Raw genomic sequence first — 12,178 nt, forward strand, 5'->3', positions numbered from 1 at the left:
GTGTAGGTTCTCGGCGAACAGGACGCGCCACTACGGTGGACCGATGGCATCGATCAAGCAGGTCCAAGTCACCTTCGACTGCGCAGAACCTGAGCGCGTCGCTCGTTTCTGGTCCGAGGTGTTGGGGTACGTCGCACCGCCGCCGGAGGGGTTTGCTACTTGGGACGATTTCGATCGCTCGCTGTCGCCTGAGCATCAGGGTCCAGCGTTCGCATCATGCGCTGATCCCTCAGGTGTGGGCCCGCGACTGTTCTTCCAGCGCGTTCCCGAAGGCAAGGTCGTCAAGAATCGGCTGCATCTTGACGTGCGGGTCGGCACCGGGCTCGTGGGTGAAGAGCGCCTGGCCGCACTTGAGGCCGAATGCGCACGACTTGTCGCGCTCGGCGCGGTACGCGTGCGACTACTGCGTGCCGATGGCGACAACGAGTCGTGCCTCGTGATGCAGGACATCGAGGGCAACGAGTTCTGTCTCGACTGAGGGGCCGGGCCGGAGGCTGAGAACCTACACCGGGATCAGTCGTCGAGGATGGTCAGATCGATCCGGCTGAGGCGCGCGGGGTCGGCGAGGATGTCGATCTCGACGATCCTGCCGTTGGTGACGGTGAAGCCCATGACCGCGAACGCCTGCCCGTTCGGGATGGTGATGAACCCGGGGGTTCCGTTGACCAGCACGGGCCGGGCGTACGCGTTGTAGCGGGAGAAGGCGAGCGCCTGCTCGACGACGGTCCGCGCACCGCGCACGATCTTGGACAGGCCCTGGGACATGACACCGCCGTCGGCGCGCAGCACGACGTCCGGGTCGAGAACCGCGAGTAGCGCCTCGAAGTCTCCGCCCCGTGAGGCGGCGAGGAAGGCGTTGACGACCTCTCGCTGACGGGAGAGGTCGGCGTCGGGGACCGGGGCGTTTCCCTGGACGCGACGGCGGGCGCGGCTGGCGAGTTGGCGGGTGGCGGCCGGGGTGCGGTCGACGACGGGGGCGATCTCGTCGAAGGGCACGGCGAACATGTCGTGCAGGACGAACGCGAGCCGCTCGGCGGGGGCCAGCGTCTCGAGCACCACGAGCAGGGCGAGACCCACGGAGTCCGCCAGCAGCGCTTCGTGCTCCGGGTCGATCCGGTCGGCGTGGCTCACGATCGGCTCCGGCACATGTACGTCCCAGGGCTCCTCGCGGCGGGCGCGGCGCGAGCGGAGCGTGTCCAGGCATACCCGTCCGACGACCGTCGTGAGCCATCCGGCGAGGTTCTCCACGTCGCTGGTGTCGGAGCGGCTGAGCCGCAGCCAGGCCTCCTGCACGGCGTCGTCGGCCTCACTGAGGGAGCCGAGCATCCGGTAGGCCACCGCCCGCAGGTGGGTGCGGTTCTCCTCGAAGCGCTCTGCCAGGAATTCGTGTGTGTCCATCGGTCACATTCTTCCGTCGCGTTCCGTCAGAGCCATGACGAGCAGAACCCGGTGGATGTGACAGGAGAACAGTCATGCAAGCACGTATGAAGAACCCGGCCTTGGTCATCCCCGACGCCATGGAGCCCATCCTGGCCATCCTCAAGGCCGCGAAGAAGGGGGGTGTGCCGGACGCGACGCTGGAGCTGGTGCATCTGCGCGCGAGCCAGATCAACGGCTGCGGCTTCTGCGTCGACGGGGGCGCGCGCAGCGCCAGGAAGGCCGGGGAGACCGAGGAGCGGCTGTTCGCGGTGGCGGCCTGGCGGGAGGCGCCCTACTTCACTGACGCCGAGCGTGCCGCGCTGGCGCTCGCCGAGGCGGCCACCCGGCTGGCCGACCGGGCCGATCCGGTGCCGGACGAGATCTGGGACGAGGCGGCCGACCACTACGACGAGCAGCAGCTCGCGGCCCTGCTCCTCTGGATCGGCGTGACCAACCTCTTCAACCGGCTCAACGCCACCACCAAGCAGGTCGCGGGCGCGGTGACCTGGTAGCGGGGGCTCAGTCGCGGCGCGGGGCGGGGGCGCGGGTGCCGGGGGCGTCCGCCGCCCAGCGGTCCGCCCACCGCGACAGCCCGCCCAGCGCTTCCACCGCCTCGCGGCCGAGCGCGGTCAGCCGGTACCCGGCACCGGGTTGCGCGCCGCGCTCGACGAGGCGTGCCGCCTCCAGTTCCACGAGCCGCCGGCTGAGCACGCTCGACGACATGCCGTCGCAGCGCGCCTGCAGCGGGCGGAAACCGGACTCGCCGCCCTCCCGCAGCTCCCACAGGACACGCAGCACCCAGCGCCGTCCGAAGAGGTCGAGGGCCGCCATCAACGGCCGTCCGGTGGTCGATCCGCGTACGGGGCGGCCTGGTTCGGGGATTCCCATGCGGCTAGCGTAGGGCCAAGTGCTTCTGATTCCGAAGCACCAGGAGCGCGAAGAGGCCCAGGAGGCCCCGGATGACCGCAAGGATCCCGCCCCTCGAAGCCCCCTACGACCCGGACGCCGCCGACATCCTGGGCCGTATGATGCCGCCCGGCGCCGAACCGATCGCCCTGTTCCGCATGCTGGCCCGCAACCTGCCGCTCGCCGAAGCGATGCACGACTGGGGTGCGTACGAGCTGGCGCGGCACCCCGGACTGACGCTGCGCGACCGTGAGATCGTCATCGACCGCACCACGGCCCGCTGCGGCTGCGAGTACGAATGGGGGGTCCACGTCGCCCACTTCGCCGCGCGCGCGGCTCTCACGCCCGAACAGATCGGCTCCCTCACCCACGGCACGAGCGCCGACCCCTGCTGGAGCGAGCCGCGCGACCGGCTGCTGCTGGACCTCGTCGACGCCCTCCACGCCGACGCCGACGTGCCCGACGCCCTCTGGGAGCGGCTCATCACCCACTTCGGCCGCGAGCAGCTGCTCGACCTCATCACCCTCTGCGGCTGGTACCACGCCATCGCCTTCCTGGCCCGCGCCACCCGCCTCCCGCCCGAGCCCGGCGCCCCGCGCTTCGGCGACTGCGCCGGCCAGAACTAGCCGAGGGCGACCATGAGGGGCGTGTGGCGGCGGCGGTCGTCGCCGGGGAGGTCGCGATCGCCCAGCACCATGAGGGTGTTGGGGAAGCCGGGCAGCACTCCGTGGGCGGCGGCCCAGTGGTGGAGGCCGTCGGTGTCGGCGGGGCGGTCGGTGCGCAGGTCGAGGCGTACGGCGGTGTCGGGGCCGGCGGTGCGCGCGAGGGCGGCGATCAACTGGCGGGCGGTAGCAGGGGTGTCGGCGATGACGGGGCCGATGACGAGGGTGTCGATGTTCCGCCAGGCGGCGGCGTAGCCGGTGAGCGTGCCGTCGGGTGACTCCGGCTCGGCCAGGACGGTGTGTTCCGCGAAGTGGGGGAGCCGGCGCAGCAGCGGCGCGCGGTCGGCGCCGAAGACGTCGGCGTCGAGGCTGAGGAGGGCGGGCAGGTCGGCCTCGGTGGCCGGGCGGACCGTCCCCGTCCCGGACGGATGGTCGGCGGGGGGTGTGAAGCGGCCGACGTGCGTGATGACGGTGCCGATCGGGCGGAAGCCGAGCTTCTCGTAGAGGGGGCGGCCCCGGTCGGTGGCGTGGAGGGTGACGGTGGCGTCGCCCGCCTGGTCGATGACGTGTGACATGAGGCGGCGGCCGAAGCCTCGGCCTTCGTAACGGGCCGCGACCACGACCATGCTGACGGCGGCGAGGGTGCTGCCGTAGCGGGTGAGGATGGTGGTGCCGGCCAGGCCGTCGCCGTCCGGCGCGTCGATTCCGAAGACCTCGCCATGGGTGAAGAGGAAGCGCCACTTGTGGTCTTCGGGGCCCCAGTCGCGGCTGACGGCGAGCTCGAGGCAGTCGGCCAGGTCGTCGGCGAGGGTCAGTCGGCGGATGGGGGGTTTCGTCATAAAGGCAGAATGCCCTGGTGGGGGTGCGGCGGGCATCCGGATTTCGGGAGGGGTACGGCGTGGCACGGCTGCATATCTTCGACATGGACGGGACGCTGATGCGGGGGTCGTCGGCGAGCATGGAGATCGCCCGGGAGATCGGCCTGGTCGAGGAGTTCCGGGAGCTGGAGGCGGCGCTGGGGCGGGGTGTCATCGACCCGCCGGGCTACGCGGAGCGCGCGTACGAGCTGTGGGCGGTGCTGACCGAGGCGCACCTGGCGGCGGCCTTCGAGCGCTCGCCGTGGCTGGCCGGCATACGGGAGGTGTGGGCGGACATCACGGCGCGCGGGGAGTACTGCGCGGTGGTGTCGCTGTCGCCGGAGTTCTTCGTACGGCGGCTGCGCGACTGGGGTGCGCACGAGGCGCGGGCCTCCCGCTTCCCGGAGGTGCCGTTCCCGTCGGGGGCGGTACTGGACCGGGCGGGGATCATGCTGCCGGAGACCAAGGTGACGGTCGCCGACGAGCTCTGCGCGCGGTACGGGGTCGGGCGGGCGGACTGCGTGGCGTACGGGGACTCGCTGTCGGACACGGCGCTGTTCGCGGCGGTGCCGGTGTCGGTTGCGGTCAACGGCGACCACTATGTGCGTGATTTGGCCACATTTGCCTACAACGGCGACGATCTCCGGGAAGCATACGAAATGACGCGTGGCATGGATCACGAGAATCCGTGAGCCCTTGTGGAGTCGGCGGCTCCGGGTAGGGTCGACTGCGTTCTGCGCGGAGAGAAGCCGCGAGCGCGACAGCCTAGCGCCGCTGGTATCCCCCTTTCCCGTACTTCCGGCACTTTGTCCGGTGCGGCTGAATCTCCGTGGCAGGCTTACCCGGCAGGACTTGCGGCCGACGTACGGAAACGAAGCTGACCATGGACGCTGTGACCACCAACTCGGCCGAACCTGACGGCTCGGGCTGGTTCACGCCCCGTAGGCCCGTCCGCCCCGAGCAGCCGGGCGCGGCGCCGCCTGCCCGGGCGCCGGGGCAGGCCCCCGGGCAAGTCCCCGGGCAGACCCGAATACCGATACGCCCGGTCGGCAGCAGCACGTCCCGTATGCCGCCTCCGCCCCGGCCCGCGCCTCCCGAGAAGCCGGAGCGGGTGCCCGAGCAGCGTCCCGCCACCGCGGAAGCCCCGGGCGCGCCGGAAGCCGCGAGCGCGCCCCAAGCCCCGGGCGCGCCGGAAGCCCCGGAGCCCCCGAAGGCAGCCGGGCAGCCCGAGCCGTCGCCGGACGCGGTGCTGATCCGCCGCACGATGGCCGAGGTCGGCCCGGTCGCCGACAAGACGACGTCGTACTTCTACGCTCTGCTCTTCATCCGGCACCCGGAGCTGCGCGAGCTGTTCCCGGCGGCGATGGACGCTCAGCGGGACCGGCTGCTGAAGGCCCTGCTCACCGCCGCCGAGCACATCGACAACGGCCAGGTGCTGACCGAGTACCTGGCCAACCTGGGCCGGGGGCATCGCAAGTACGGCACCCGGCCCGAGCACTACCCGGCCGTCGGCGAGTGCCTGATCGGCGCGCTCACCCGCTACGCGTCGGCGATCTGGAACCCGGAGGTCGAGGCCGCCTGGGTGCGCGCCTACACCGCGATCTCGCAGATCATGATCGACGCGGCGGCGAAGGACGAGCGGCACTCCCCGCCCTGGTGGCAGGCGGAGATCGTCTCGCACGAGCGCCGCACCTCCGACATAGCGGTGGTGACGGTCCGCGCCGACCGGCCGTATCCCTTTCTCGCGGGCCAGTACACGGCCCTGGAGACCCCCTGGTGGCCGCGTGTGTGGCGGCACTACTCCTTCTCATCCGCCCCCCGTCCCGACGGCCTGCTGTCCTTCCACGTCAAGGCCGTCCCGGCGGGCTGGGTGAGCACCGCGCTGGTGCACCGGGCCCGGCCGGGCGATGTCATCCGGCTCGGTCCTCCGGCCGGTTCCATGATTGTGGACCACAGCACTGACAGCGGGCTGCTGTGCCTGGGCGGCGGCACCGGCATCGCCCCGATCAAGGCGCTGGTCGAGGATGTCGCCGAGCACGGCCGCAAGCGTCCGGTCGAGGTCTACTACGGCGCCCGCACCGACCACGACCTCTACGACCTGGATACGATGCTGCGTCTGCAGGGCAAGCATTCTTCGTGGCTGTCGGTGCGGGCCGTAGTGGACGGCCCGCTGCCGGAGATCGTGGGGCAGTTCGGGCCGTGGCATGAGTACGACGCGTATCTGAGCGGGCCGCCCGGCATGATCCGCAGCGGCGTCGACACCCTGGTACGCAGCGGCATCCCCTCGCGGCGGATCCGGCACGACCGGGTCGAGGAACTGGTGGCGGCAGGCGACTAGCAGCGACCCCGGCGTCAGCCCAGGTCGGGTGAGAGCAGCCCCAGGACGCCCTCGATGTTCGCGTCCAGGTAGTGCCGCAGCGTCAGCGGCACGATCTCGACCGAGGCCAGCCCGACCCGGCTGAAGGGCACGCGTACGACGTCGTACTCGCCGGTGGGCTCCTCCACCTCGGGGCCGTGCCGCCGGTCGGGGTCCATCGACTCCAGGCGGCAGACGAAGAAGTGCTGCACCTTGACGCCGTGCGAGCCGTCCTCCGCGATGTGCTCGATCGTGTCGACGAAGGCCGGGACGACATCGGTGGCCTTGGCGCCCAGCTCCTCGTCCAGCTCGCGGTGGAGGGCGTCGACGATCGTGGCGTCCCCGGGATCGACACCGCCGCCGGGCGTGATCCAGTACGGGGAGAGTCCGGGCTTGGTGCGCTTGATGAGGACCAGGGAATCACCGTCGAGCAGGATGGCGCGGGCGGTGCGTTTGACCACGGGCCGGGTGGCCCCGGTGGCCGGTGCTTCGATGTCCGGGGGCATGCCTGAGATCTGCCGCGGCACGGGTGGCGGCAAACGCCTCCGGGGCGGCAAATCCGGAACGTACGGTTCACCAGGCGCCGGCGGCGCGCAGCAGGTGGTCGTGCGCCCGCGCGATGTTCGGCAACGCCAGTGTCCCGGCCCGCACCGACAGGAAGTACGTGCGCAGCGGCGGCAGCGGCGGGTCCAGCAGGGCGCTGACCTGGCCGCGCGTCATGGCCTCGCTGCACAGATAGCGCGGCAGGACCGCCATGCCGACCCCGGCGATCACGCACTCCAGGACCGCCCGCAGGTCGGGCACGACGACCGCGGGGACGTGCGAGGTCCGGGCGTCGAAGACCGCCGACCAGTAGTGGGTCAGCAGCGGCAGCGACTCGTCGTACGAGATGACCGGTACGTCGTCCAGGGCCGAAGGCCCGTGCGTACGGACCGCAATGGGACCGCCGATCCGCTCCAGCCAGGCCGGCGAGGCGATCAGCACCTGCTCCTCGTCCCACAGCGGGGTGGCGGCGAGCAGCCGGTCGCGCGGCTGCACGGTGCCGATGGCCAGGTCGTGGTGGCCCGCGGCGAGGCCGGCCAGCGCCTCTTCCTCGCGGCTGATGGTGACCCGCAGCTCCAGGCCGTCGCTGGCCAGCGGTGCGAGGGCGGGCAGCGCACGTAACGCGGTGAAGCTGGGCGGGCCCACGAGGTGGAGGGTTCGACTGGCGGACTCGTCGTCCAGTTCGTGCTCGGCGATCTGGAGGAGCGCGTCGAGGTGCGGGGCGACCTTGTGGGCGAGTTCGTCGCCGATGGTCGTCGGTGCCACCCCGCGCGGCAGGCGGTGGAACAGCGGGCGGCCGACCTGGCGTTCAAGAGTGCGTATCTGGCCGGTGACGGCCGGCTGGGACAGGCCGAGCAGCTGGGCGGCCCGGGTGAAGGAACCGGCTCGGTGCACCGTCACGAACGTGCGCAGCAGAGCCAGATCCATCGGGCGCCCCCTTGTTGTGGAGTCCACGAACCGGTGTCATGAGGTCCGCAACGATAAATATATCGATAGGTCTGCATTGATTCTGTGATTGGACACTGACGCAGAGTCAACTAGCCTTGTTCGAGCGGATCTCGGCACATCCGCCATATGGGCAGGGTGGTCCGAGCCACGAGGGGGGAGGCTCGGGCCACCCATTCTGCGTAGGGCGTGCGTAGATATTTCTACGGAGCATCGCCTGACGTTCTACTTTCCCGCCACATCCAGGGCATGCGTCACATCCCGCACAATGTCGGCCGCGTCCTCCACGCCCACCGAGAAGCGGATGAACCCCTCCGGCACCGCGTCGCCGCCCCAACGGGCCCGCCGCTCGGCCGTGCTGGTCACGCTCCCGAAGCTGGTCGCCTCGGTGGTGAGCAGCAGCGCCCCCAGAAAGCGCTCGGCGTACTCCCGGTCGGGCAGTGTGAAGGACACCACGCTCCCGAAGCGGTTCATCTGGGCGGACGCCACCGAGTGCGCCGGGTCCTCCGGCAGTCCCGGGTGGCGCAGACCGGTCACCTCGGAGCGTTCCCGCAGCGCCGCCGCCAGCGCCAGGGCGTTGACCGCCTGCTTGTCGACGCGCAGCGCCAGCGTGGCCAGCGACCGGTGAGCCAGCCAGCTCTCCATCGGCCCGGGGATCGCGCCGACCGTCTTGCGCCACAGCCTTACGGCCGCGGCCAGTTCGGGGTTGCGGGTGGTGACGTAACCGAGCTGCAGGTCGCCGTGGCCCGACAGCGCCTTCGTACCGCTCGCGACGGAGAGGTCCGCCCCCAGTTCGAGCGGCCGCTGTCCGAGCGGCGTGGCCAGCGTGTTGTCCACCGCGACCAGCGCCCCGGCCGCATGGGCGGCGTCGGCGAGACGGCGGATGTCGCACACCTCCAGGCCGGGGTTGGACGGCGTCTCGATCCACAGCAGCTTGGCGCCGTCCAGTACGTCCAGCTGCGCGTCGCCCGGGGTGGGTGCGAGGCGCACGGTCATGCCGTAGGACTCCAGGCGCTTCTGGAGCGAGCGGGTCGCCTGGTAGCAGTCCGACGGCAGCACGACCGTGTCCCCCGCACCGACCAGCGACAGCAGCACGGAGGAGACCGCGGCCATGCCGGAGGAGAAGACCAGGGTCTCCGCCGGCGCGTCCGGCGACTCGAGGGACGACAGGGCCTGCTCCAGCAGCGTCCACGTCGGATTCTCGTCGCGCCCATAGGTGTACGGCCCGGTGGCCTCACCCGGCAGGTGGTAGTGCGCGGCGAAGACGGGGCCCGGCAGGGAGGGCTCGTACGCCTCGGCCGGCGGCCGCCCGGCGTGCACGCTGCGGGTGCTGTCGCCGGGCGTGTCGTCGTACTCGGTCATGGCCGCCTCCATGGGTCGAAACTGCGTGCGTCCCCATCCAACCCGATGAGAGCGGCTCCCGCCGCGAGGCGTGGTCAGTCCTCGTCGGGCAGGACCATGTGCAGGGCCCACGAGACAATGCTGATGATCAGACCGCCGAGGACGGCAGCCCAGAAGCCGCTGACATGGAAGTCCAGGCTGAGCTTGCCGGACAGCCAGGAGGTGAGCAGCAGCATCAGGGCGTTCACGACCAGCGTGATCAGCCCGAGGGTCAGGATGAACAGGGGGAAGGACAGCAACTTCACGATCGGCTTCACAAGCCAGTTCACGACGCCGAAGACCAGCGCGACCAGCACGAGGGTGAGTGCCTTGTGACCGGTGCTGTCACCGGTGAGTGTGATGTTCTGTACCAGCCAGATGGCCACACCCAGGGCCACGGCGTTCGCGAGCGTCTTGACGACGAAGTTCTTCATGGCTGAGATCGTCGCAGAACTGATCGTAGAGGCAAGGGGCTGAAGAGCGTGAAGGTATTCCGGCTGGATGATCTGGAGGCGGAGCGCGCCGCCAACGACGGGGCATACCTCAGCTTTCTGCGCGAACGGCACATGTCCGCAGGGCTGTACGCCCTGAAGTCCGGCGAGCTCGATCCGCAGAAGCCGCACGCGCAGGACGAGATCTACCTGGTGGTGAGCGGCCGGGCGGCGATCACCCTGGGGGAGGAGACGACCTACGTGGCCAACGGCAGCGTCGTCTACGTCCCGGCCGGGGTGCCGCACCGCTTCCACCACATCACCGAGGACCTGAAGGTGCTGGTGGTCTTCTCTCCGCCCGAGGGGGAGCGTCGTTGACTGACGACAACGCCGCGAGCGCTGGTGCCAGGGCACGCGACGCCGCGGAGATCCACAAGACAGACCCTAGGGGGAAGGTCAGGGACGCATAGGGTCTGGGGAGCCTGCACCCTGAGGTCCTGCGGGCCTAGCCTGGAGGCAGATTCGAAACTACGGAGGAAACGGTGAAGGAACTTCTCGGCGGCCTGCCCTGGTGGGTCAAGTGGGTCGCCATCCCGGTGCTCGCGATCGTCGTCTTCGGCGGCCTCGTCGGCAGTCTGCTGGGCCTGCTGTTCGGCCTGCTCTTCAAGGTTGTGATCTTCGCTGCCCTGGTCGGCGGTCTGGTGTTCGTGGTGAAGAAGTTCACCTCGTCCTCCTCCGACTCTCGCGACACCTGGTGAAGCGCCGGACGGGCGACGTTTCGCGTGTTTCACGTGAAACAGGTCCGTCCGGCGCTTGGTCCAGCCAGCGCGCAGCTACTTCTTCGCAGCTACTTCTTCACGGCTACTCCTTTACGGAGACCCGCTCGGGCCGTGAGCCGTTCGTCGACGGGGCGGACGGCACGACGCCGTCCGTGCTCCCCATCGAGGCCAGCAGCTGGCGGGCCAGGCCGAGGCCGGTGCCGCCCATGGTGAGGGCCTTGGCGAACATCTCGGACATCCCGTCGGCACCGTTGAGCAGCACCATGTGGTCGACGTTGCCGAAGGCCTCGGCCCCGGCGCGGACGATCTCGGGCCAGTTCTCGGCGAGCTGCTGGGCGACGACCGCCTCCTGGTTCTCGGCGAGTGCGGCGGCCCGTGCCTTGATCGCCTCGGCCTCGGCGAGACCCTTGGCCTTCGCCGACTCGGCCTCCGCGAGACCGCGCGCCTGGGTCGCCGCGGCCTCCGCCTCACCCGTGGCGCGGGTGGCGGCAGCGGTGGCCTGACCGCTCACCCGGGTCATCTCGGCCTGGGCGGCGGCAGCGACCTTCACGCGGTTCGCCTCCGCGGTGGCCGCCAGTTCGGTCTCCCTGGCCTTCGCCTCGGCCGCCGAGATCCGCGCGTCACGGTCACCCTGGGCCCGGGTGCGGGTCTCGTACGCGGCGGCGTCGGCCGGCTTGCGTACATCCACCTGGAGCTGCTGCTCGCGCCGCTGTGCCTCCAGCTCGGCGACCCGGGTCTCCTGGATCACGACCTCCTGCCGGGCCGCGGCCTCCGCCAGCGGGCCGGCCTGCTGGGCCTTGGCGGCCGCCTTGTCGCGCTCGGCCTGGTAGCCCGCCTGCAGGATCTCGCTGTCGCGGGTCGCCTCCGACATACGGGCGGCGGCCTTCTGCTCGGCCTCGGTGGCCAGCCGGTCGGCCTCGGCCTGCGCGATACGGGCGTCACGGTGGACGGCGGCGGCGTGCGGGGCCGCCAGATTGCGGATGTAACCGGTCGGGTCCTCGATCTCGTGGATCTGCAGCGAGTCGATGATCAGGCCGAGCTTCTCCATCTCCGAGCCGGACGCGGCCCGGGTCTGGGCGGTCAGCTTCTCGCGGTCGCGGATCATCTCCTCGACCGTCAGTCCGCCGACGATGGACCGCAGATGACCGGAGAACACGTTGTGCACCCGGTCCCCCATGAACTTCTGCTGGTCCAGAAAGCGGCGGGCGGCATTCGCGATCGACACGAAGTCGTCGCCCACCTTGAAGATCACCACACCCCGCACCTTCAGCGGGATGCCCTGCTTGGTCACGCAGTCCACCAGCAGCTCGGCCTGGTTCAGGTCGAGCGACAGCTTGCGGACCGCCTGCACGCCCGGAACGACCAGCGTTCCGCGCCCCGTGACGATCCGGAACCCCAGCCCCTCCTCCAGACCGTCCATACGGTGCCTGGAACCGGAGATGACAAGTGCCTCGTTGGGCTCGGCCACCCGCCACATGAGCTTGAACAGCCCGACCAGGATGATGATTGCGGCGAGAACCACTCCCGCCACGGCGCCGATCAGCATCGGCATACGCCCCCTTACGATGGCCCCGAACTGGAGCCGCGTACGGGAGTGTGCGCCTGTGGCGACCGGCCGTGAAGACGCTTACGCATCCTTGTCGCAATCTTGATGCACAGTTGGATCGCCCCAGTTCAGCGCGGGGTGACGACGCGTCATCCGTACGCGGGAGCGACATACACCGTACGGGGCGCCTGGTACTCCACGACCACCACCAGCGTGCCCGGCTCCATCCGCTCCCCCGGCGTCACCGGATAGGCCAGGAAGGCCTCCGCGCCGCCGCGCACCTGCACCATGACCTCGCCCACCAGACCCGGCCCGACCGTCCCCGTCACCCTGCCCTGCAGTCCGATCACGGCA

16 protein-coding genes are annotated in these 12,178 nt (G+C 70.5%); 7 read left to right on the forward strand and 9 right to left on the reverse strand.

Features of this window, described 5'->3' with window-relative positions:
- Positions 1-43: 43 nt before the first annotated feature.
- Complete coding sequence (locus ACFXJ5_RS06195; protein ID WP_384627530.1) at positions 44-478, forward strand: VOC family protein; 435 nt, start codon at positions 44-46, stop codon at positions 476-478.
- A gap of 35 nt (positions 479-513) precedes the next feature.
- Here ACFXJ5_RS06195 and sigJ read toward each other — a convergent pair whose 3' ends face one another.
- Complete coding sequence (gene sigJ / locus ACFXJ5_RS06200) at positions 514-1,398, reverse strand: RNA polymerase sigma factor SigJ (protein ID WP_384627532.1); 885 nt, start codon at positions 1,396-1,398, stop codon at positions 514-516.
- A 74-nt stretch (positions 1,399-1,472) separates the two neighbouring features.
- Between sigJ and ACFXJ5_RS06205 the strand changes: the two genes are divergently transcribed.
- Complete coding sequence (locus tag ACFXJ5_RS06205) at positions 1,473-1,931, forward strand: carboxymuconolactone decarboxylase family protein (RefSeq protein ID WP_384627535.1); 459 nt, start codon at positions 1,473-1,475, stop codon at positions 1,929-1,931.
- Positions 1,932-1,938: 7 nt separating this feature from the next.
- Here ACFXJ5_RS06205 and ACFXJ5_RS06210 read toward each other — a convergent pair whose 3' ends face one another.
- Positions 1,939-2,307: a winged helix-turn-helix transcriptional regulator gene (locus ACFXJ5_RS06210; RefSeq protein WP_384627538.1), complete on the reverse strand. Its 369-nt coding sequence runs from the start codon at positions 2,305-2,307 to the stop codon at positions 1,939-1,941.
- A gap of 71 nt (positions 2,308-2,378) precedes the next feature.
- On the opposite strand from ACFXJ5_RS06210, the gene ACFXJ5_RS06215 reads away from it, so the two are divergent.
- Complete coding sequence (locus ACFXJ5_RS06215) at positions 2,379-2,951, forward strand: carboxymuconolactone decarboxylase family protein (protein ID WP_384627539.1); 573 nt, start codon at positions 2,379-2,381, stop codon at positions 2,949-2,951.
- On the opposite strand, the gene ACFXJ5_RS06220 is transcribed toward ACFXJ5_RS06215, so the two are convergent.
- Positions 2,948-3,826 (reverse strand): GNAT family N-acetyltransferase, encoded by an 879-nt coding sequence (locus ACFXJ5_RS06220; RefSeq protein WP_384627542.1) that lies wholly within the window; start codon positions 3,824-3,826, stop codon positions 2,948-2,950. The two genes, ACFXJ5_RS06215 and ACFXJ5_RS06220, sit on opposite strands and share 4 nt — an antisense overlap.
- A gap of 59 nt (positions 3,827-3,885) precedes the next feature.
- On the opposite strand from ACFXJ5_RS06220, the gene ACFXJ5_RS06225 reads away from it, so the two are divergent.
- Positions 3,886-4,536: an HAD family hydrolase gene (locus ACFXJ5_RS06225; RefSeq protein WP_384627545.1), complete on the forward strand. Its 651-nt coding sequence runs from the start codon at positions 3,886-3,888 to the stop codon at positions 4,534-4,536.
- A gap of 191 nt (positions 4,537-4,727) precedes the next feature.
- The gene (locus ACFXJ5_RS06230) at positions 4,728-6,182 is read left to right on the forward strand and encodes a globin domain-containing protein (protein ID WP_384627548.1); all 1,455 of its coding nucleotides are present in this window, start codon (positions 4,728-4,730) and stop codon (positions 6,180-6,182) included.
- 14 nt (positions 6,183-6,196) lie between these two features.
- Here ACFXJ5_RS06230 and ACFXJ5_RS06235 read toward each other — a convergent pair whose 3' ends face one another.
- The 4 genes from ACFXJ5_RS06235 to ACFXJ5_RS06250 all read right to left on the reverse strand — a co-directional run bounded on the left by ACFXJ5_RS06235 (position 6,197) and on the right by ACFXJ5_RS06250 (position 9,502).
- Positions 6,197-6,706, reverse strand: coding sequence for an NUDIX domain-containing protein (locus ACFXJ5_RS06235; protein ID WP_384627551.1), 510 nt, complete (start codon positions 6,704-6,706; stop codon positions 6,197-6,199).
- Between the two features lie 67 nt (positions 6,707-6,773).
- Complete coding sequence (locus ACFXJ5_RS06240) at positions 6,774-7,670, reverse strand: LysR family transcriptional regulator (RefSeq protein WP_384627553.1); 897 nt, start codon at positions 7,668-7,670, stop codon at positions 6,774-6,776.
- A 243-nt stretch (positions 7,671-7,913) separates the two neighbouring features.
- Entirely contained in the window at positions 7,914-9,050 is a 1,137-nt protein-coding gene (locus ACFXJ5_RS06245; protein ID WP_384627556.1) for a cystathionine gamma-lyase, read from the reverse strand.
- A gap of 74 nt (positions 9,051-9,124) precedes the next feature.
- The gene (locus tag ACFXJ5_RS06250; protein WP_384627559.1) at positions 9,125-9,502 is read right to left on the reverse strand and encodes a phage holin family protein; all 378 of its coding nucleotides are present in this window, start codon (positions 9,500-9,502) and stop codon (positions 9,125-9,127) included.
- Positions 9,503-9,550: 48 nt separating this feature from the next.
- Here ACFXJ5_RS06250 and ACFXJ5_RS06255 point away from each other — a divergent pair, with 48 nt between their 5' ends.
- Positions 9,551-9,877, forward strand: a complete 327-nt coding sequence (locus tag ACFXJ5_RS06255) for a cupin domain-containing protein (RefSeq protein ID WP_384627561.1) — start codon at positions 9,551-9,553, stop codon at positions 9,875-9,877.
- A gap of 164 nt (positions 9,878-10,041) precedes the next feature.
- Positions 10,042-10,257 carry a DUF5326 family protein gene (locus ACFXJ5_RS06260; RefSeq protein WP_384627564.1) on the forward strand — a complete coding sequence of 72 codons (216 nt, stop codon included), beginning with the start codon at positions 10,042-10,044 and terminating at the stop codon, positions 10,255-10,257.
- A 103-nt stretch (positions 10,258-10,360) separates the two neighbouring features.
- Here ACFXJ5_RS06260 and ACFXJ5_RS06265 read toward each other — a convergent pair whose 3' ends face one another.
- Together ACFXJ5_RS06265 and ACFXJ5_RS06270 are read right to left on the reverse strand one after the other, a co-directional pair.
- The gene (locus tag ACFXJ5_RS06265; protein WP_384627567.1) at positions 10,361-11,830 is read right to left on the reverse strand and encodes an SPFH domain-containing protein; all 1,470 of its coding nucleotides are present in this window, start codon (positions 11,828-11,830) and stop codon (positions 10,361-10,363) included.
- 143 nt (positions 11,831-11,973) lie between these two features.
- A complete protein-coding gene (locus ACFXJ5_RS06270) occupies positions 11,974-12,174 on the reverse strand; it encodes a hypothetical protein (protein ID WP_384627569.1) in 201 nt (66 codons plus the stop codon).
- Positions 12,175-12,178 lie beyond the last annotated feature (4 nt).

The organism is Streptomyces sp. NPDC059373, from assembly GCF_042751495.1.
Classification (GTDB): Bacteria; Actinomycetota; Actinomycetes; order Streptomycetales; family Streptomycetaceae; genus Actinacidiphila.

Bases quoted from the DNA above. Each gene is read 5' to 3' on its own strand.
- ACFXJ5_RS06240 (WP_384627553.1), bottom strand. From the start codon at position 7,670: ATGGATCTGGCTCTGCTGCGCACGTTCGTGACGGTGCACCGAGCCGGT.
- ACFXJ5_RS06195 (WP_384627530.1), top strand. From the start codon at position 44: ATGGCATCGATCAAGCAGGTCCAAGTCACCTTCGACTGCGCAGAACCT.
- ACFXJ5_RS06215 (WP_384627539.1), top strand. From the start codon at position 2,379: ATGACCGCAAGGATCCCGCCCCTCGAAGCCCCCTACGACCCGGACGCC.
- ACFXJ5_RS06220 (WP_384627542.1), bottom strand. From the start codon at position 3,826: ATGACGAAACCCCCCATCCGCCGACTGACCCTCGCCGACGACCTGGCC.
- ACFXJ5_RS06250 (WP_384627559.1), bottom strand. From the start codon at position 9,502: ATGAAGAACTTCGTCGTCAAGACGCTCGCGAACGCCGTGGCCCTGGGT.
- sigJ (WP_384627532.1), bottom strand. From the start codon at position 1,398: ATGGACACACACGAATTCCTGGCAGAGCGCTTCGAGGAGAACCGCACC.
- ACFXJ5_RS06230 (WP_384627548.1), top strand. From the start codon at position 4,728: ATGGACGCTGTGACCACCAACTCGGCCGAACCTGACGGCTCGGGCTGG.
- ACFXJ5_RS06235 (WP_384627551.1), bottom strand. From the start codon at position 6,706: ATGCCCCCGGACATCGAAGCACCGGCCACCGGGGCCACCCGGCCCGTG.
- ACFXJ5_RS06210 (WP_384627538.1), bottom strand. From the start codon at position 2,307: ATGGGAATCCCCGAACCAGGCCGCCCCGTACGCGGATCGACCACCGGA.
- ACFXJ5_RS06245 (WP_384627556.1), bottom strand. From the start codon at position 9,050: ATGACCGAGTACGACGACACGCCCGGCGACAGCACCCGCAGCGTGCAC.
- ACFXJ5_RS06205 (WP_384627535.1), top strand. From the start codon at position 1,473: ATGCAAGCACGTATGAAGAACCCGGCCTTGGTCATCCCCGACGCCATG.
- ACFXJ5_RS06265 (WP_384627567.1), bottom strand. From the start codon at position 11,830: ATGCCGATGCTGATCGGCGCCGTGGCGGGAGTGGTTCTCGCCGCAATC.